At 71.8% G+C, this 17,503-nt stretch carries 17 protein-coding genes; 6 read left to right on the top strand and 11 right to left on the bottom strand.

Annotated features, from left to right (window positions below; translation table 11 throughout):
* Positions 1-50: 50 nt before the first annotated feature.
* Positions 51-1,373 (bottom strand): aspartate aminotransferase family protein, encoded by a 1,323-nt coding sequence (locus ACGF7U_RS17070; RefSeq protein ID WP_393107531.1) that lies wholly within the window; start codon positions 1,371-1,373, stop codon positions 51-53.
* A gap of 86 nt (positions 1,374-1,459) precedes the next feature.
* Between ACGF7U_RS17070 and ACGF7U_RS17065 the strand changes: the two genes are divergently transcribed.
* Positions 1,460-2,365: a LysR substrate-binding domain-containing protein gene (locus ACGF7U_RS17065; protein WP_393107529.1), complete on the top strand. Its 906-nt coding sequence runs from the start codon at positions 1,460-1,462 to the stop codon at positions 2,363-2,365.
* Between the two features lie 112 nt (positions 2,366-2,477).
* Here the strand turns inward: ACGF7U_RS17065 and ACGF7U_RS17060 are convergent, their stop codons facing one another.
* From ACGF7U_RS17060 to ACGF7U_RS17050, 3 genes are all read right to left on the bottom strand, one after another.
* Complete coding sequence (locus tag ACGF7U_RS17060) at positions 2,478-3,629, bottom strand: epoxide hydrolase family protein (protein WP_393107527.1); 1,152 nt, start codon at positions 3,627-3,629, stop codon at positions 2,478-2,480.
* Positions 3,630-3,906: 277 nt separating this feature from the next.
* Complete coding sequence (locus tag ACGF7U_RS17055; protein WP_393107525.1) at positions 3,907-4,143, bottom strand: hypothetical protein; 237 nt, start codon at positions 4,141-4,143, stop codon at positions 3,907-3,909.
* Positions 4,144-4,163: 20 nt separating this feature from the next.
* Positions 4,164-5,579, bottom strand: a complete 1,416-nt coding sequence (locus ACGF7U_RS17050) for a PLP-dependent aminotransferase family protein (RefSeq protein WP_393107523.1) — start codon at positions 5,577-5,579, stop codon at positions 4,164-4,166.
* A 48-nt stretch (positions 5,580-5,627) separates the two neighbouring features.
* Here ACGF7U_RS17050 and ACGF7U_RS17045 point away from each other — a divergent pair, with 48 nt between their 5' ends.
* Positions 5,628-6,800, top strand: a complete 1,173-nt coding sequence (locus tag ACGF7U_RS17045) for an MFS transporter (RefSeq protein ID WP_393107521.1) — start codon at positions 5,628-5,630, stop codon at positions 6,798-6,800.
* A 175-nt stretch (positions 6,801-6,975) separates the two neighbouring features.
* Here the strand turns inward: ACGF7U_RS17045 and ACGF7U_RS17040 are convergent, their stop codons facing one another.
* Entirely contained in the window at positions 6,976-7,554 is a 579-nt protein-coding gene (locus tag ACGF7U_RS17040) for a helix-turn-helix domain-containing protein (protein ID WP_393107519.1), read from the bottom strand.
* A 49-nt stretch (positions 7,555-7,603) separates the two neighbouring features.
* Between ACGF7U_RS17040 and ACGF7U_RS17035 the strand changes: the two genes are divergently transcribed.
* The gene (locus ACGF7U_RS17035) at positions 7,604-8,125 is read left to right on the top strand and encodes a GNAT family N-acetyltransferase (protein WP_393107517.1); all 522 of its coding nucleotides are present in this window, start codon (positions 7,604-7,606) and stop codon (positions 8,123-8,125) included.
* 243 nt (positions 8,126-8,368) lie between these two features.
* Entirely contained in the window at positions 8,369-9,436 is a 1,068-nt protein-coding gene (locus ACGF7U_RS17030) for a MerR family transcriptional regulator (protein ID WP_393107515.1), read from the top strand.
* Between the two features lie 309 nt (positions 9,437-9,745).
* Here ACGF7U_RS17030 and ACGF7U_RS17025 read toward each other — a convergent pair whose 3' ends face one another.
* The gene (locus tag ACGF7U_RS17025; RefSeq protein ID WP_393107513.1) at positions 9,746-10,915 is read right to left on the bottom strand and encodes an MFS transporter; all 1,170 of its coding nucleotides are present in this window, start codon (positions 10,913-10,915) and stop codon (positions 9,746-9,748) included.
* 57 nt (positions 10,916-10,972) lie between these two features.
* On the opposite strand from ACGF7U_RS17025, the gene ACGF7U_RS17020 reads away from it, so the two are divergent.
* Positions 10,973-11,335, top strand: coding sequence for a MerR family transcriptional regulator (locus ACGF7U_RS17020; RefSeq protein ID WP_393107511.1), 363 nt, complete (start codon positions 10,973-10,975; stop codon positions 11,333-11,335).
* Positions 11,336-11,493: 158 nt separating this feature from the next.
* Here ACGF7U_RS17020 and ACGF7U_RS17015 read toward each other — a convergent pair whose 3' ends face one another.
* From ACGF7U_RS17015 to ACGF7U_RS16995, 5 genes are all read right to left on the bottom strand, one after another.
* A complete protein-coding gene (locus ACGF7U_RS17015) occupies positions 11,494-12,393 on the bottom strand; it encodes a PhzF family phenazine biosynthesis isomerase (RefSeq protein WP_393107509.1) in 900 nt (299 codons plus the stop codon).
* On the bottom strand, positions 12,390-12,773 hold the full coding sequence (locus ACGF7U_RS17010) for a RidA family protein (protein ID WP_393107506.1): 384 nt from the start codon (positions 12,771-12,773) through the stop codon (positions 12,390-12,392). The genes ACGF7U_RS17015 and ACGF7U_RS17010 overlap by 4 nt, the downstream gene beginning before the upstream one ends.
* Complete coding sequence (locus tag ACGF7U_RS17005; protein WP_393107504.1) at positions 12,770-14,263, bottom strand: leucyl aminopeptidase; 1,494 nt, start codon at positions 14,261-14,263, stop codon at positions 12,770-12,772. The genes ACGF7U_RS17010 and ACGF7U_RS17005 overlap by 4 nt, the downstream gene beginning before the upstream one ends.
* Positions 14,260-15,216, bottom strand: coding sequence for a DMT family transporter (locus tag ACGF7U_RS17000; RefSeq protein WP_393107502.1), 957 nt, complete (start codon positions 15,214-15,216; stop codon positions 14,260-14,262). The genes ACGF7U_RS17005 and ACGF7U_RS17000 overlap by 4 nt, the downstream gene beginning before the upstream one ends.
* Before the next feature lie 173 nt (positions 15,217-15,389).
* Positions 15,390-16,094 (bottom strand): TetR/AcrR family transcriptional regulator, encoded by a 705-nt coding sequence (locus ACGF7U_RS16995; protein ID WP_393107500.1) that lies wholly within the window; start codon positions 16,092-16,094, stop codon positions 15,390-15,392.
* Between the two features lie 125 nt (positions 16,095-16,219).
* Here ACGF7U_RS16995 and ACGF7U_RS16990 point away from each other — a divergent pair, with 125 nt between their 5' ends.
* Complete coding sequence (locus ACGF7U_RS16990; RefSeq protein WP_393107497.1) at positions 16,220-17,443, top strand: glycosyltransferase; 1,224 nt, start codon at positions 16,220-16,222, stop codon at positions 17,441-17,443.
* The last annotated feature ends 60 nt before the right edge of the window (positions 17,444-17,503 follow it).

The raw sequence follows: 17,503 nt of genomic DNA, 5'->3' as shown, positions 1-17,503 counted from the left end.
AGGCTCGTCGGGCGTGCCGGCGGCGATGTCACGACACACTCACCGGCCTCTCAGGTCGGCGCCACCTCGCCGAGCGCCTGGTCCAGGATCTCCAGACCCAGGGTCAGCTCCTCCCGTGTCGTGGTCAGCGGCGGCGCGATCCGGAAGGTGCCGCCCATGCCGGGCAGTTGCACGACGTTCATGTGGAGGCCGAGTTCGAGGCAGCGACGGGTGACACGGGCGCCGAGGGCGTCAGAGCCCTCCCGCGTCTCGCGGTCGACGACCAGCTCGATCCCCTGCATCAGGCCGCGTCCCCGGACGTCTCCCACCACGTCGTGCCGGTCTCGGATCTCGAGCAGCCCGGCGCGCAGGAACTCGCCGAGGTCTCGCGCCCGTACGTCCATCTGCTCCTGCTGGAGCACGTCGAGCACGGTGTTGCCGACGGCGGCGACCAGCGGGTCGGACACGTGTGTGGTGTAGAAGAGGTAGTTCAGCTCGTGTGCCCGCTGTTCGATCTCTTCGGTCGTCACCACCGCGGCGAGCGGTAGGCCGGCGCCCAGCGTCTTGGAGAGCGTGAGGATGTCGGGCACGATGCCGTCGCGCTGGAAGGCGTACCACGTGCCCGTGCGGCACAGGCCGGTCTGCGCTTCGTCGACGATCAGCAGCATGCCGCGCTCGCGGCATTTGCGCGCCAGGGCGGCGAAGTAGCCCGGCGGTGGCTCGATGACGCCGCCGGAGCTGAGGATCGGCTCGACGATGCACGCCGCGAGGCTCCCCGACGACTGTGCATCGACGAGCGCAAAGCCGTGGTCGAGCTGCCGCTGCCAGTCCAACTCGCCGTCGGGGGTGGTGAAGTCGGGACGGTACGGGTTGGGCGTGGGGATCACGAAGTTTCCCGGTGACGTCGGCCCGTACCCCTTGTGGCCGGCGCTGTACGTCGCGGCGGCCGCGGCGTGCGTCATGCCGTGCCACGACTGGGCGAAGGCGACGATCTCGTGTCTGCCTGTCACGAGCTTGGCCATTCGGATGGCCGCTTCGTTCGACTCGGCGCCGGTGGTCAGCAGCAGAGCCTTTTCAAGTGGCGGGGGAAGCGACTCGGCGAGCCGACGCGCGAGATCGACGACGGGGCGCGACAACATGCCGCTGAACAGGTGGTCCAGTCTGGCGATCTGCCGCTGCACTGTCTGAACGATCGCGGGATGGCAGTGGCCGAGAATAGCGCTCATCTGACCCGAGGTGAAGTCCAGGATCCGCCGGCCGTCGGCGGTGTAGACAAAGCTTCCGGCCGCACGCTCGATGATCTCGGACGTGAAGGGAGCCCCGTAGCGCACCAGGTGGCGGTCCGCGTCGGACCAGAACCAATCGGCGGCAACCTGATCATCAGTCAGCGTCATGCGCTCACGATAGGACCGTTCACTGTGCGCGAAAAGCTGAAGTTTCTGGTTAGGCTGTGCGGAAATTCCGCACAAGGAGCTGCCCGATGCGGCTGCACACCGCACGCCTGGAAATGCTCAGCCTGCTGGACACCCTCGGCACCATCCGGGCCGTCGCCGCGGCCCTGCAAATGAGTCCGTCAGCGGTGTCGGCGCAACTGGCGGTCCTGGAGGCCGAGTCCCGCACCGAACTCCTGCGCCGCGCCGGCCGCCGCGTACAGCTCACGACCGCCGGTCGTACGCTCGCCCGGCACGCCCGCCTCATCCTCGACCAGCTCAAGGCCGCCGAGGCCGATCTGCAGGATCTCTCCGGACAACCGACGGGGCCGGTTCGGCTCGCGGCATTCTCCAGTGCCATACGCGCCCTCGTCATTCCGCTCGCCGCGCGGCTGCGACAGACGCATCCGAAGATCGACCTAGAGGTCTCGGAGCTCGATCCGCAGGCCAGCCATCCGGCCCTACGCCGCGGCGACCACGACATCATCGTGACCGCAGACTTCATCGACGGATCCCTGCCGCTGCATCCTGACGTGCACACCATCCCTCTGCTTACCGACGCCATCGTGCTCGTGACGCCGCGGTCGCAGGCCGCGTCGGACGCACCGGCAGACCTGCCCGACTTCGCCGACGCGGCATGGTCCGTCGATATGCCCGGCACGTACCTGTCCAACCTCGTGACGAGCACCTGCCGACAGGCCGGCTTCGAGCCGACCGTGGCTGGCCGCTTCGCCAGCTTCGAATCGCTTCTGGCGCACATCGAGGCGGGCCTGTCCGTGTCGCTCCTGCCCGAGCTGGCCGTGGACCGTCGCTACCGAGTCGCCACCCGTCCGCTACGCCGGCCGTTGACCCGTCACGTCTACGCGGCCGTTCGCAGCCGATCGGCTCTCACCGCGGCGTGCCAGATCGTCCTGGACGAACTGATCGACCTCTCCACGGCGTCCGCTCCCCACTAGGGGATGCTTCAGCAGTACAGACCGCGGTTCAGGCTGGTCGGTCGGGGTAGCGAGTTGCGGCGTTTGCGACAGCCAGCGGAGCCGGGCCGGTGTGGCCCGGCTCCCTTGCTGGTCAGTACGGGCGGAGCGACGTGAAGAACTGCCTCAGTTCGCCGGCGAGCAGGTCCGGTTCCTCCAGCGGCATGAAGTGTCCTCCCCTACCTGGTTCACTCCAATGCCGGATGTCGGTGCAGGCGCGTTCGGTGATCTCGCGCGGGAAGTCGGCCATCGACGGTTCGGTGCTCAGCGTGAACGCGGCGGGCACCGTGATGTCGGGTCGTGGACTGTTGCGGGCGTAGTCGAAGTACTGGCGGAACGAGGAACCGATCGTGCCGCTCGCCCAGTACAGGGTGATGATCGTCAGCAGAGTGTCCCGGTCGAACCGGCTTTCCAGGTCTCCGTCGTTGTCACTCCAGTCCCGATACTTGTCGACGAGCCAGGCGGCCAGTCCGGCCGGCGAGTCGACCAATGCCGCGGCGATGGTGTCCGGCCGGGTGCCCATGATGGCGCTGTACCCGCCGTCAGTCTGGTCGTACACCGCCTCGGCGTCGAGAAACGCCTGCTCGGCGGGCGACAGCGGACGGGAGTCGAAGCTGGCCGGGAACGGTGGGTGGATCATGTGGATGCCGACCACCTGCTCGGGATACAGAGCGCCCAGCCAACCGGTGACCACGCCGCCGACATCGCCGCCGAAGGCGCCGTAACGCTGGTAGCCGAGGACATCGGTCATCAACAGGTGCATCGTCTGCGCCATCGCGGCGCGGGTGAGCGGACCCTTCGGCAGCTCCGAGTACAGGAACCCGGGCAGCGAGGGAACCACCACGTCGAACGCGTCGGCGGGATCGCCACCGTGGCGAGCGGGGTTGGTCAGACGGTCGACCAGCGGCAGCATCTCCACGAAGCTGCTGGGCCAGCCGTGACTCAGGATCAGCGGCAGCGGTGCGGGTGCGCCTTGCGGACGCGCCCCGGTTACCCGCAGGAAGTGCAGACGCCGGCCACCGATCTGGGCCTGGTAGTGCGGCAGTGCGTTGAGTTCGGCTTCGCGAGCGCGCCAGTCGAACCCATCGACCCAGTAGGACACCAGGCGCCGCAGGTAGTCCGGGTCGGCGCCGGCCTGCCACGGCTGGTCGCCGCTGCGGCCGGTGAAGCGCGTACGGGTCAGTCGGGTCCGCAGGTCGTCGAGTACCTCGTCGGATACGTCGATACGGAACGGGGAGAAGGTCATTGTTCCTCCGGTCAGGAGGGCGCTCCCCGACGCGGGGTCAGCGGACGGGGATGGCCGGGTGGAGCGCCCAGACGTGACATTGGGTGTTCACCGGGATCACCTCCCCCTCATCGCTGCTGACGTGGTTGATCTTACACGCACTCCGCTGTCGCGATGTGCCCCCACGGGTTCCCGGCGCTGGTGGCAGGTGGCGGGGCTTCGCCCGAACCGGCGTACGGCGTTCGACGCCGCCCGGCGTCGCCCTGGACGTCGTCCACGGCGACGCCGGATGCAACTGCTACCGGCAGGTTTTCGTGTCCGGTACGCAGAACGTGACCTCGGGGTAGCGAGGCGACGGCCCGTCCAGCATGGAATGGTTCGCGTGCCGCAGGTGCAGGTCGAAGAATGCGCGCACGTACGCGCGGGTGACTTTCACGGCGCGGATCGCGGGCAGGTCGGCGCCGATGTCGAGGCCGACCTGTTCGGCGAGGAGCCCGATGTCGGTGAAGGACGCGTGTTGGGCGCCGGTCACCACGAGCCAACGCTTCCATCCGGTCAGGCGCGCCCAGTCGCGTTCCCAGGAGACAGCCGAGGGCAGGCGGCGAACGTCGCGGTCAGGGCGTTGAGGGCCAGGGTGTAGGCGTGCTCGGGGGGACGGCCGTAGCCGATGATGACGCCCTGGCGAGTGGACGGCAGTTCGCTGCGCTCCGACAGGTAGCCGAGGGCGAGTCCGTGGGCCTGCGCTGCCGCCCGGATGTCCGTCTCGGTGGGGCCGTCCGGAGGGAGGAGGGCCAGGGCGTGCAGGCCGGCGGCGATGCCGGTCAGCGCCATCGGAAAGCCTGCGAGGCGGTGGCGGAGTTGGTTGCGGCGGCGGAGGTACCGCTGGCGCGACGTGCGGATGTGACGGTCGTAGCCGTGGCGGGCGATCAGGTCGGCCAGTGCCAGCTGGCCGAGGTGCTCGGTGTGGTGGTCGGTGTGCAGTTTGGCGTCGGCGACCGCAGCGATCAGGCGGGGCGGCAGGACCATCCAGCCGATCCGCAGGGCCGGACCGAGCGTCTTGGACGTCGTACCCAGGTAGGCCACGTGGTCCGGGGCGGCGCCCTGCACCGCGCCGACGGGCTTGCGGTCATAGCGAAATTCGGCGTCGTAGTCGTTCTCGACGATGAGGCCGCCGGACGAACGCGCCCAGTCCAGCAGGGCGCGCCGCCGGTCGGGGTGGAGGGTCCGGCCGGTCGGGTACTGGTGGGCCGGGGTGACCTCCACCGCGTTCGCGCCCAGGCCGCCGAGGAGGTCGGTACGGGCGCCGAGATCGTCGACTGGCAGCGGGACCACCCGGGCGCCGGAGCGACGGACCGCCTCGCGGTGCATCGGGACACCAGGGTCCTCCATCGCGAACGTCCCACCGACGACCGCGGCGAGCAGCGTCAGTCCCTGCAGGTAGCCGTTGGTGATCATGATCGAGTCCGGGTGGGCCGACACGCCTCGGGTCCGCCCCAGGTATCCGGCCAGCGCGGCCCGCAGTTCCGGGCGGCCTCGCGGATCGCCGTAGCCGAAGGCGTCGGCCGGAGCCGATTTCAGGGCGCGTCGCGACGACTCGAGCCACGCCGCAACCGGGAACGCCGATGCGTCCGCACTCCCCGGGCGCAGATCGTGCCGGGACTGCTCCGTCGCCGCCGGTGTGGCTGAGGGCGCCGACGCCGCCTGCGCCGGCAGCGCGACCACGGTGCCCGAGCCCTGCCGTGCGGCCAGATATCCCTCGGCGACGAGTTGGTCGTAGGCCGCCCGCACCGTGCCCCGCGCCAGCCCCAGGTCCCCCGCGAGTCTGCGGGTCGCCGGTAGCCGCGTCCCGGTTGCCAGGCGTCCCGACCGTACCGCCTCCCGCAGCGCCCGCTCCAGCCCTGTGCGCAGCCCCTCGGCGGCGTCCAGTTCCAGGTGCAGGTCCATCCCAGGATTGGGCCACTCGCCTGCCATGAAAGTGGATCTTACAAGCAGCCCAATTATGCTCCTAGGGTCATCCGGGTGACCACGGTTCGACCTCCGCGGGCCGTCTCCCGCAAGACTGTCCGGCTACTCGCGGTGGCCTACGGACTGACGATCGCGAACCTCTACTACTGCCAGCCTCTCCTGCCGGAGGTATCCCGATCCCTCGGCCCGCACGCCGCCGACCACGTGATCGCCGTCGGTCAGCTCGGCTACGCCCTCGCCCTGGTCCTCGTCGTCCCACTCGGCGACATCGTTCCCCGGCGCCCCCTCCTGGCGGTCCTGCTCTGCTCCGACGCCGCGGCCCTCGCCCTGACCGCCGCCGCCCGCACGGCCGGCGTCCTCCTGGCAGCCGGGGCACTCATCGGGCTCACCGCTGCCGCCGTCGTCAATACCCTCGTTCCCTACGTCGCGGCCCTGGCCGCACCCGATGAACGCGGACGCGCCATCGGGACGATGCTCACCGGTGGCCTCACCGGCGTCCTGCTGTCCCGTACGGTCGCTGGTCTGGTCTCGCAGGTTGCCGGCTGGAGGGCCCTGTTCGCGGCGGCGGCGGTCGTCACCCTGCTCCTGGCCGTCGTCCTCACCCGCGTCATGCCGCCGGCTCCCCCAGACCTGACTCTCCCCTACCGGGCCCAGCTGCGCGCCGCCCTCCGACTCGCCGGCACCCACCGCCTGCTGCGACGACGCTCCTTCATCGGGGCCTGCTCCTTCGCCGCCTTCGGCGTGTTCTGGTCGACGGTCGCCTTCCGTCTCACCGAACCGCCCTACGAGTACGGCCCCGCCCAGATCGGACTGCTGGCCCTGGTCGGCGCCGCCGGAGCAGTCGCCGCCCGCCCTCTCGGCGGCGCCGCCGACCGAACAGACCCCGATCGGTTGACCACGGTGGCGCTGGCCATCGGTGCCGCGTCCTTCGCCGCCCTGTGGGCCGGCGGGCACCACCTCGCCTGGCTCACCATCGGGCTCCTGGCCATGAACACCGCCGTCAACGCCACCCACCTGCTGAACATGACCGTCGTCTACGGCATCGACGACGCCCGTGCCCGCCTCGCCTCCGTCTACATGACCGGCTACACCCTCGGCGGTGTCGTCGGCGCCGCCGCCGGACCGTTCGCCTACACGGTCGGCGGCTGGACCGCGACCTGCCTGCTCGGCGCCGCATTCCTCACGATCGCCCTCGCCCCGGTGTTCACCAGAACGGAGAACGCATGAAACCTGAGCTGGTCATCTTCGACAAGGAGGGCGTCCGCGTCGACAGCGAACCCCGTCGTGAAACCACACGCCGTCCGGATGCCTGAGGAACTGGGCCCCCCTTACTATCGACGCATCGCCATGGCGGCAGGGGCATATCGGCATCGCGGTCGGCCACGGCTGCGCCGAGCCGTCTTCATGGGAGCGATCCGGCAGCCCGGGAGCGCATGATGAGGGCGGCGACGTAGTAGACGCACGGCTCGGTGCCTGGATTGGCGTAGGCGTGCAAGACGTCGGCGGCGAAGTACACCGAATCGCCGGCCGCCAGGTCCACGACAGTTTCCCCGACGGCCAGTCTCAGCGTTCCGCTGTGGACCGAGACGAACTCGTGTGACCCGGGCGCATAGGCGGGGAACTCGCCGGCGTCGCAGCCGGGCGGCAGCGTGGAGCGGATCCACTCGAAGTTCACCCCCGGCACGACCGGTGTCAGGATCGTGCGCTGCCAGCCACCGGGCTCGTCGACAACGTCCTGGTCGGCTGCGCGGCGCACGACGACCCGCTGGTCGTCGGCGGGGGCGACCAGCGCGGTCAGCGGCACGCCGAGCCCGTCGGCGATGCGGGCGAGCACGACGATTGTCGGCGCCTTCTGCCCGCGCTCGACCGACGACAGCATGCTGACGCTCACCCCCGCCGCGGCGGCCAGCGCCTGCAGGGTGAGGTCACGGTCGAGCCGGAGCGCCTGGATACGACCTCCCAGCTTCACGAGATCCATCATTTCGCTATGGTAGCTTTTAGATTCGCTATAGAGAAATTGGACGGATGTCATGCCCGCCGAAGCAGTCGCCATCGCCCCGGCCACCCCCGCTGACCTGGACGCCGTCACCACGATCTTCGCCCACTACGTCACCGACACGGTCACCACATTCGAAGAGGTGCCACCGACGGTCGACCACTGGCGGCAGCGGCTCGACGACCTGTCCGGGCGCGGCCTGCCGTTCCTGGTCGCGAAGATCGGCGGCGAGGCCGTGGGGTACGCCTACGCCAGTCCATGGCGTCCCAAGCCGGCGTACCGACACACCGTCGAGGACACGATCTACCTGGCCCCTGGCTGGACAGGCCGTGGGCTGGGCAGCGCCCTGCTGGAAAGGCTGCTCGGCGACTGCGCGCGGGCCGGGGTCCGGCAGGTCATCGCCGTCATCGCCGACAGCGGCAGCGATGTCTCCGCCGCCCTGCACCACCGTCACGGCTTCGTCCACGCCGGTCGGCTCACGGCCGTGGGCCACAAACATGGCCGCTGGATCGACACCGTCCTCATGCAACACACGCTCCCCGCCACCGACGCGTGACGGGCACACCGATGGTCGCACCGTACGGCACCGAGATCACCAGTTGAGGCGTGCTCTACGACGCCGTCCCCGCCCTCGCCACAGCGGCGTGGGATCAGCACGGGCCTCACCCACCACGCCATCCCGGTAAGGCGGGCCATCACGAGTCGACGCCCGCCACGCCACGTTCTTGACCTTGACCTTTGGGTAGGCCCCAGCCTGGTGCGTGCCGGTCGCTGCGGCCGGCACGAGGAGGATGTCGACGTGGAGCTGCTGACCATCGGGGCGTTCGCCCAGGCGGCGGGACTGACGCCGAAGGCGTTGCGCCTGTACGACCAGATCGGGCTCCTGCCGCCGGCCGCGGTCGATCCGGAGTCCGGATACCGGCTCTACGACCCGGAGCAGCTGCCGCTGGCCCGGCTGGTCGCCCAGCTACGTCGCATCGGCATGCCACTGGCGAAGATCCGCACCGTGTGCGGCCTGGAGCCAGCCGCGGCGGCTGAGGCGATAACCGCGTACTGGCAGCAGGTCACCGCCGACACCGCGGCCCGCGCGCGGCTCGCCACCTTCCTCGTGAACCACCTCTCGGAAGGGGGCACCACCGTGTCTCAAGCGAATCCCACCCTTGCCGTCCGCTACGCCGCCGGCTGCGACACCGGCACCGTACGCGACAGCAACGAGGACGCCGCGTACGCCAGCGAACGACTGCTGGCCGTCGCCGACGGCATGCGGGGCCCCGGCGGCGCCGCAGCCAGCACAGCCGCCATCGACGCTCTCAAGGCGATAGAACTCGCCGACGTACCTGCCACCGACCTGCTGACGCTGCTGGCCGGCGCGGTCACCGCCGCCGACCGCACCGTACGCGCCCTGGCCACCGAGGATCACCAGCCGGTCACCACGCTGACCGCGCTGCTACGCAGCGGCTCCCAACTGGCCCTGGTGCACATCGGCGACACCCGGGCATACCTGCTGCGCGGCGGCGAACTGTCCCTGCTCACCCAGGACCACACCTGGGTCCAGACCCAGGTCGACCAAGGCAAACTCGACCGGGAACAGGCTGCCGCGCATCCCCGGCGCGCTGTGCTTCTGCGCGCCCTCGGCGGCAGGCAACAGGTCGAGGCCGACCTCGCGCTACGCACCGCCCTGCCCGATGACCGGTATCTGCTCTGCTCCGACGGGCTGTCTGCCGTCGTCGGGCGTGCCGCCCTGCAATCGGCGCTGAGTGCAGCAACCGCCCCCGAACACACAGTGCAGCAACTGATCGGTCTGGCTCAGGCCGAAGGGGCGCCGGACAATGTCGCCTGCGTCATCGCCGATATCGTCGCGGTGTAGACGCCGCCGCTCTGGATTGCTCCCTTCGCCAAGCGCTGTGTCCACTGACGTTCACCGGGATTGCGGTGAACGTCAGTGGACCATCGCCGTGTGAGCGAGCGACTCCCACCGTGTGGTGGGGCAGTCGGCCGTCTGCCCTCGCGCCGCCGTCGCCCCGATCGGCGCGGGTCCGGACGGCGCTCCCGTGCGCCCGGCCCCCGTCCTCGTCCTCGTCACGGCCGGACCGCCCTGCCGGCAGCGGTCCCTGGTGGCGACCGGATCAGCTCCCGGTCGCAGCGGGTCCTCTCGTGGTCGGGCGCGCGGCGCGGGTCAGCTCCCCGTCGCGGCAGGCTGCCTCGTGGCCGGGCGCGCGGCGCGGATGGTCAGCCAGGTCAACGCCAGCCCACCGAGGGTGAGACCGGCGGCCGCGAGGTAGACCGCTCGGGGCCCGGCGGTCGAGTCGACGATCGTGCCGCCCACCAGGCCGGCGGTGCCCGCGGCGACCTGATAGCCGGAGGCGTTCACGGCCATCGCGAGGGTGGGAGCGTCCCGGGCGGCGGACATGACGCGGGTCTGCATGCCCGGGATGATCGCGAAGCCCAGCGCGCCGATCACCACCACCGCCACGGCACTGGGTGCGGGGCTCGTCGCGGCAGCCCCGGCGAGGGCGAGCACGGCCGCGAGGCAACCCAGCAGGATCGGCTGAGCTGTGTGGGGGTGCCGGTCGAACAGAGCCCCACCGAGCAGGCCGCCGATCGTGGCACCGACGCCGTAGCCGAGCAGCAGCACCGGTAGGCGGGCCGCGGCATGACCGGCGACGTCGGTAAGCAGCGGGGCGAGGTAGCTGAACACCATGAGCACTCCGACGTTGCCCACGGCGGTGACCGCCAAGGCGAGCAGCACCGCCCGCCGGCCCAGCACCCGGAACTCGGCCACGGCCGAGGAGCGGGCCGGCTCGGGCGGCGCGGTGATGAACCCGGCGACGAGCGCGGCACCGAGGAGGCACGCCGCACTGATCGCAGCGAACGTGGCCTGCCAGCCCCACGTCCTGCCGATGACCGTGCCCAGCGGTGCGCCCAGGACCATTGCCAGGTTCATCCCGAGCGCGAGCCTGGCGACCGCGGTGGCGGCGCGGTCGGGCGCCGCCGAGCGGACGACGACAACGACGGCCTGTGCAAAGAAGGTCGAGGTGATCAGCGCGGTCACCACCCGAGCGGCCAGCAACACGCGGAAGTCCGGCGCGATGGCCGATACCGCGTTCCCCGCGACCGCGACGACGAGCAGGGCCAGCATCAGCCGCTTCCGGTCGATGTGGGTCGTCAGCGCGGTCAGCACCGGCCCACCGATGGTCATCCCGATCGCATAGGCGGTCACCAGCAGCCCCGCCGTCCCCGCCGAGACGTGGAGGTCGGCGGCCACCTCGGGGAGGATCCCCGCGATGACGAACTCGCCCGTGGTGATGCTGAATACACAGAACATGAGGATCGCGAGACGGTTCATGGGCCGAACGCTAAAGTCTGACGTCGGCGTGAGAGTCAAGGGCAGAGGTACGGCTTCGTGCGGATCGGGGAGCTGGCGGATCGCACCGGCGTGAGTGTGCGGGCGCTGCGGTACTACGAGGAGAGGGGCGTGCTCACGCCCGAGCGGACGCGGAGCGGATACCGGATCTTCCGGGAGACCGACGTACGCACGGTCCAGCACGTCCAGACGCTACTCGCGGCGGGGCTGGGCCTGGACGTCATCGGTGAGATCCTGTCCTGCCTGAACGGTGAGACGTTGCTTCTCGACGACTGCCGGGAGCGACTCGGCCGTGAGCGCCAGCGCATGACCGACGAGATCGAACGGATCAGCGCCGCCCGCTCCATGCTGGACAGCCTCCTCGCCGTTGCCGCGGGCGAGCGGGCCGCCGGCCACCCCTGAGCCCGCGGCGTCTTTCCCTGCGCAAAATGGCCGACGGGCCACGGAGGTCGGGCCCGCGCCGCCGCCGCGAGGACGGCGGCGCCCCGGCCGGTGCGCCGATCCGGCTGCCGCTGCCCGCCGGCGCGTCGGAGGTGACGGTCGGTCAAGGCGCGTGCCGGTCAGGCCCGCAGCTCCGCCCGAAACACCGTCACGGCGTCGCCGGTGATCGAGACCAGAGGTTCTCCGTCCGACCGAATCTCGACGCGGACGTGGACGTCGCCGGGCCGCCCCATGGCCGACCCCTGTCGCCCCGTGAAGCGCAGCCGGCCGCCCGGTGCGGGAACGATGCCGTGGCGCACCAGGTACGCCCCGAGCGGGCCGTGACCGTTGCCGGTCACCGGGTCCTCGACGATCCCGATCGCGGGCGCGAACATCCGGGACCAGGTGAGCAGGTGCTCTTCGCCGGTGGCGCGGGTGAAGACGAAGTAGCCGTTGCTGCCGACCTCGCGGCTGAGAGCCGTCAACGCGACCGGGTCCGGCCGCAGACCGTCCACGACGCCCCGGTCGCGCAGTTGCACCAGCACCTTCGAGTGCCCGGTGGACACGACCTGGACGGGGCCGTCGTCGGCGAGATCGCGAGGGTCGGCACCCAGGGCCCGCAGCAGCCGGTCGATCTGGCCGCCGCCGAGCTCCGGCCCGAACACGGCCGTGCCCTGCCGCATGCCGATGCGCACCCGGTCGCCGTCGCGGTGGACTTCCACCGGTTGCAGGAGCCCGCCGCCCGTCTTCTGCACCAGGAAGCCCGACGGCAGGGCGTACTCGACGGCCCGGGCGAAGTGCGCTCCCACCGTGGCGTGCCCACACGTCGGGACCTCCGTCGTCGGCGTGAAGAACCGCACGCGTACGTCGTGGTCCGCGCCGTCGGGAGGCAGCACGAAGGCTGTCTCGGAGTTGTTCAGCTCCCGCGCGACCGCGAGCATCCGCGCATCCGTCAGGCCCTCGGCCGCCAGCACCACACCTGCGGGGTTGCCGACGAACGCGGTGCGGGTGAAGGCGTCGACCTGGTAGAGGACTCTCATCGGCCCCCCACGCGCCAGCCGACGGCGTCGACAGCCACCCGGAAGCCGTGGTGCAGGCCCGCGACCTGGAGCACTCCTCGGGCGGGCCGGTGCTCGCCGAACACGGCGGCGAAGGCGGCGTCGACCGCCGCCCAGTCGGCGATGTCCGTGAGATAGAGGGTGACCCTGGCGACGGTGTCGCTGCGGCCACCACCGGCCCGGACGACGGACAGCGCGTTGGACAGCGCCTGCCGCGCCTGCTCGGCGACGGTGGCGTGGGCGCTGACGCCGACCGGAAGCTGCGCGGACACCCAGATCGTGCCGTCGGGTGTGACGGTCGCCTGTGCGTAGTGGCCGAACGGCGGGGGCGCCTCGTCGGTCGCGACGGGCCGCAGGGTCACCGGACACCTCCGATCGCCGTGTCCTGCGCGAGCCGCACCAGGGTCCGGACCGCGCACCCGGTGCCGCCGTCGGGGGTGTAGCCGTGGGGCTGGCCCTCGTTGAAGGCGGGGCCGGCGATGTCCAGGTGCGCCCAGGGGACGCCGGCCGGCACGAACTCCCGCAGAAACAGGCCCGCGACCAGCCCGCCGCCCATCCGTTCGCCGAAGTTGGCGATGTCGGCCACCCGCGAGTTCAGGCTGCGGCGCAGCTCCGCCGGCAGCGGCATCGGCCAGGCCTGCTCGCCGGCCGCCCGGGCGGCTGCCACGACCCTGTCCCGGAAGGCGTCGTCGTTGGCCATCACCCCGAACACGTGGTTGCCCAGGCCGAACCGCATGGCCGCGGTCAGCGTGGCCACGTCCACGATGGCGTCGGGCCGTTCCTCGCCCGCGCGTACGAGGGCGTCGGCGAGCACCAGGCGACCCTCGGCGTCGGTGTTGAGCACCTCGACGGTCCGGCCGCCGTACGTTCGCAGCACGTCACCCGGGCGCAGGGCGGAGCCGGACGGCATGTTCTCGGCCAGCGCCAGCCACCCGGTGACGTCGACCGGCAGGTCGAGCCGGGCGACGGCCAGCACCGCGGCGAACACCGCCGCCGCGCCGGACATGTCGCGCTTCATGATCTCATTGGCGCCGACCGGCTTCAGCGAGATGCCACCCGAGTCGTAGGTGATGCCTTTGCCGACGAAGGCGAGGCGCGTCGTCGCCCCGGCGTGGGTGTGGGCGATCCGCACCAGCCGCGGCGCCCGTACCGACCCCTGCCCGACGCCGAGAATGCCGCCGAAGCCGTTCGCCGCGAGCGCCTCCTCGTCGTACACCTCGACCGCCAGTCCGTACGTCCGGCCGGCCGCGGCCACTGCGGCGGCGAAGCTCTCCGGGTGGAGGTCGTTGGGGGGCGTGTTGATCAGGTCGCGAGCCCGGTTCACCTCTTCGCCGAGCACGTCGGCGCGCCGCAGGGCGCTGGCGTGCGACCGGGGGTCGTCCGCGAGGATCGTCAGCTCGCGGACCGCGGCCGGTCCGTCGTCGGTGCGGTAGGCGGTGAAGGTGTACGAGCCGAGCAGGGCGCCCAGCGCCACCGCCTCCACCGCGTCGGCGGTCGGCGTCGGCAACGCCAGGGCGACCCTGCCGGCCCCGGCCAGGTCCCGGGCGGCCACCCCGGCGGCCCGTCGCAGCGCCTCGTCGTCGTAGTCGCCGTCGTCGGCGTCACCGAGGCCGACCGCGAGAACCAGTCCGGCCCCGATACCGGCGGGTGCGGGAAGCCTGACCGTCTCGCCCTCGGCACCGGTCGCGCCGAGGGTGGTGAGCAGGTCGGTCAGCGCGCCGACGACCGCCCCGTCGACGGCCGCGGCGCCGAGGACCGGCACCGGCCCCTCGGGGCCCCTGGCGACGCCGATGACGAGGCACTCCGCGGTCAGCGAAGCGGGGAAGGTGGTGGTTACCGTCAGTGCCGTCACTGTCGTACGTCCTGTTCCTGTCGCGAGAGGCCGCGGGTCGGGTCCCCGGCGGGAGCTGCGGCCGGCGCCGGTGTCGACGACGCCGGGTGGTGTCGGCGGGCCAAGGCGACCCCGACGAGCACGACGAGCATCCCGACGGCGGTCCGGAGGGCGAACTGCTCGTCGAGCACGACGACCCCCAGTGCCACCGAGACCACCGGCAGCAGGTAGCTGACGGTCGCCGTGTTCGTGGCACCCTCCGCGGCGATGTTCCGGTAGGTGAGGTGGAAGGTGGCGCCCGTGGCGACGACGCCGAGGACCACGACGGCGATCAGCGTCTTCGGCCCGATCTCGATCGGTTCCAGGCCGCCGGCCGGCAGGGTCAGCGCGGTCAGGGCGCTTGCCGCGATGAGCTGTGCCGCCGACAGCGAGATGGTGGGGATTCCCCGGCCCACCAGGAAGCGGCCCATGTAGGCGAAGCCGGCGGCGTAGCTCGCCGTCGCCACGAGGAGGGCGAGCACGCCCCAGCCGCCCGCCGTCGTCGCCTGCCACGGGGCGAAGATCAGCACGACCCCGGCGAACCCGAGCAGCAGCCCGCCCAGCCGGGCGGGCTGGAGACCACGTTCGGTTCCGACGGCGAGGCCGATCAGCAGCGACCACAGCGGGGTCGTCGCGTTCAACACCCCGGCGATCCCCGAGTCGACGGTCTGTTGACCGAGGCTGAACATGGCGAACGGCAGGGCGTTGCAGAAGAAGGCGGCGACGAGGACGTGTCCCCAGGTCCTCCGGTTCCCCGGCAGCCGTCGACCCGAGGCCAGGCAGGCGACCAGCAGGGTGACCGCGCCGAGCACGCAACGGCTGAGGGTGACCTGCACCGGGGTCAGCGCGTGCAGGGCCAACTCGATCCAGAGGAAGGTCGAGCCCCACAACAGGGCCAGCAGGCCCACCCTCGCCCATGCCCAGGACTTGCTCATGACACCGTCCCACCGTCGTCTGTTGGCGCACCCGTCGGAAACGGTGCCGCAGCCGACGCGGTAGGACAAGCGAAAGATTTTGTACGTCCGTTAAGTTCTGCTACATCGTCACCGCGAGCCGGACCGGCAGGCCGTCGCGGCCGTGGGTGATGGCCGGCGACCCTACTGCCCGGCTACGGGCTGGGGACCTCGCGGCCGGGCGCGGCCGGGCCGAGGACGCCGGCCATGGTGCGCGAGACGGTGCGGTCGAACGACACCTCGGGGTCGAGGTCCTCTGTCGGGCTCGCGGCGAGCGCCCGCGCGAGGTGCGGGTGCCGCCCCTGGGCGGCGACGTGGCGCAGGTACGCCGCCTGGGCGGCCTGCCACTGCCCCAGGGTCCGGCCGTCGCGCGGGCCGCCGCCACCGCCGAGTTCCGCCTGCACGAACAGCGCGGCGATCCCGTTGACCAGGGCGAAGGCCTGCAGCTTGGCGCCGGCCGCCGCCGGGTGCCCGGCGAGCACGGCGAGGACGTGCTCGACCAGGTCGAGCGAGCGCGGGCCGAGGTTGGGCCGGCCGGACACAAGGGGAACCAGCCAGGGGTGGCGATGCATGACCGTACGGGTCTGCCGGGCGAAGGCGACGAGATCCGCGAGCCAGTCGCCGCTGGGTGGAGACAGCTCGTACTCCCCTGCGGTGGCGTCGACCATGAGTTCGAGGAGCTCGTCGCGGGCGGCGACGTAGCGGTAGAGCGACGCGGGACCCGTGCCGAGGGCCGTGGCCACCCGGCGCATGGTCACCGCGTCCAGCCCTTCACGGTCGGCGAGGGCGACCGCCGCCGCGGTGATCTCGGCGCGGCTGCGCTCGGCTGGGCGACCTGCCGGCACTGACTCGGGTCTCATCCAGATCGGCTGCTCCGCCCGGCTCACCATCGCGGCGGCACCCCTTCTGTGCGACAACGGCTCCGCCCGCTAATGTAGTTTGCGAACGCCGATCGCAAACAAGGACGCGCAGTAGGGAGAGACGTGTGCGAGTTCTGATGGTCACACCGGGTACGCGGGGCGACGTCGCGCCGGCCGCCGGGCTGGGCGCGCGGCTGCGGGCGCATGGACACCAGGTGGCGATCGCCGCGAACGCGCCGTACGCCCCCATCGTCAGGGCCGCCGGCTGCGAATTCCGTGAGTTGCCCGGCGACATGCGGCATCTGGCCAACTCCGCCCCGACCGACGCCGACGCCCCGGCCCGGGGGATGCGCGACTATCTGCGGGAACTGGGCGACTACATGGAGCAGGCGGCGACGGGCACCTCTGCCGCGGCCCGCGCCGGGACGGATCTGGTGCTGGTCAACTCGGTGGCGCCCTTCGGGTGCGACGTCGCCGAAGGGCTCGGCGTGCCGAGCGCCGGGATCTTCCTACAGCCCATGGAGCCCAGCGCGGCCTATCCGCCGATGCTCCTGGGGCTCTCGCGCGGCCTGGGCCGATGGGGCAACCGCATCGCCGGCGCCGCCCTGCGCGCCGCGCCAGCGCCGTACGACAGCGCCTGCGCCCGACTCCGCCGAGAGTGGGGTCTGCCCAAGGAGAGCCGGCAGGCCGCCGAGCGACGGCGGGCGCGCGAAGGGTGGCCCGTCCACCACGGGATCAGCCCGACCGTGCTGCCCCGCCCCAAGGACTGGCGCGACGGCCTGATCCTGGCCGGATACTGGTGGCCCGTGCCGTCGTCCGAGTGGAGGCCGCCGCCGGCGCTGGTCGACTTCCTCCAGGCCGGCCCGCCCCCGGTCTTCGTCGGCTTCGGCAGCACCGGCACCCGCGACGCCGACCTCGTGCGATGCGCCGTCCGCCGCGCCGGTCTGCGGGGGGTGGTCCAGGGCGAGGTCGACGTCGCCGGTGACGACATCCTGAGCATCGGCGAGGCCCCGCACGACTGGCTCTTCCCTCGCATGGCGGCCGTGGTCCACCACGCCGGCGCCGGGACCGCTGCCGCCGGGCTGCGCGCCGGCGTGCCTGCGGTAACCGTGCCGGCGTACACCGACCAGCGCTTCTGGGCGCGCAGGATCACCGAACTCGGTGCCGGGCCCGCCCCGATCCCCCACCGTCGGCTCACGGTGGACCGGCTGGCTGCCGCGCTCGGCGAGGCCGTCGCCAACCCCGCATACCGCGAACGCGCGCGGGCCGTAGCCCGCCGCCTCGCAGACGAGGATGGCGCTGCGCCCGTCCTCGCCTGGCTCGACGACGTGCAGGCCCGTCGGCTGTGACCACCGCGCGTCGGGGCTGCCGCCTGCCGACGCGCGCACCACCCACGCGAGAACCGTCGT

This window comes from Micromonospora sp. NPDC047670, assembly GCF_043204915.1.
GTDB lineage: Bacteria > Actinomycetota > Actinomycetes > Mycobacteriales > Micromonosporaceae > Micromonospora.
The sequence above is the reverse complement of the archived record's forward strand: the minus strand, read 5'-3'. Positions and strand labels throughout refer to the sequence as shown.

Bases quoted from the DNA above. Each gene is read 5' to 3' on its own strand.
- ACGF7U_RS17070 (WP_393107531.1), bottom strand. From the start codon at position 1,373: ATGACGCTGACTGATGATCAGGTTGCCGCCGATTGGTTCTGGTCCGAC.
- ACGF7U_RS17065 (WP_393107529.1), top strand. From the start codon at position 1,460: ATGCGGCTGCACACCGCACGCCTGGAAATGCTCAGCCTGCTGGACACC.
- ACGF7U_RS17060 (WP_393107527.1), bottom strand. From the start codon at position 3,629: ATGACCTTCTCCCCGTTCCGTATCGACGTATCCGACGAGGTACTCGAC.
- ACGF7U_RS17050 (WP_393107523.1), bottom strand. From the start codon at position 5,579: ATGGCAGGCGAGTGGCCCAATCCTGGGATGGACCTGCACCTGGAACTG.
- ACGF7U_RS17040 (WP_393107519.1), bottom strand. From the start codon at position 7,554: ATGATGGATCTCGTGAAGCTGGGAGGTCGTATCCAGGCGCTCCGGCTC.
- ACGF7U_RS17035 (WP_393107517.1), top strand. From the start codon at position 7,604: ATGCCCGCCGAAGCAGTCGCCATCGCCCCGGCCACCCCCGCTGACCTG.
- ACGF7U_RS17025 (WP_393107513.1), bottom strand. From the start codon at position 10,915: ATGAACCGTCTCGCGATCCTCATGTTCTGTGTATTCAGCATCACCACG.
- ACGF7U_RS17015 (WP_393107509.1), bottom strand. From the start codon at position 12,393: ATGAGAGTCCTCTACCAGGTCGACGCCTTCACCCGCACCGCGTTCGTC.
- ACGF7U_RS17000 (WP_393107502.1), bottom strand. From the start codon at position 15,216: ATGAGCAAGTCCTGGGCATGGGCGAGGGTGGGCCTGCTGGCCCTGTTG.
- ACGF7U_RS16995 (WP_393107500.1), bottom strand. From the start codon at position 16,094: ATGAGACCCGAGTCAGTGCCGGCAGGTCGCCCAGCCGAGCGCAGCCGC.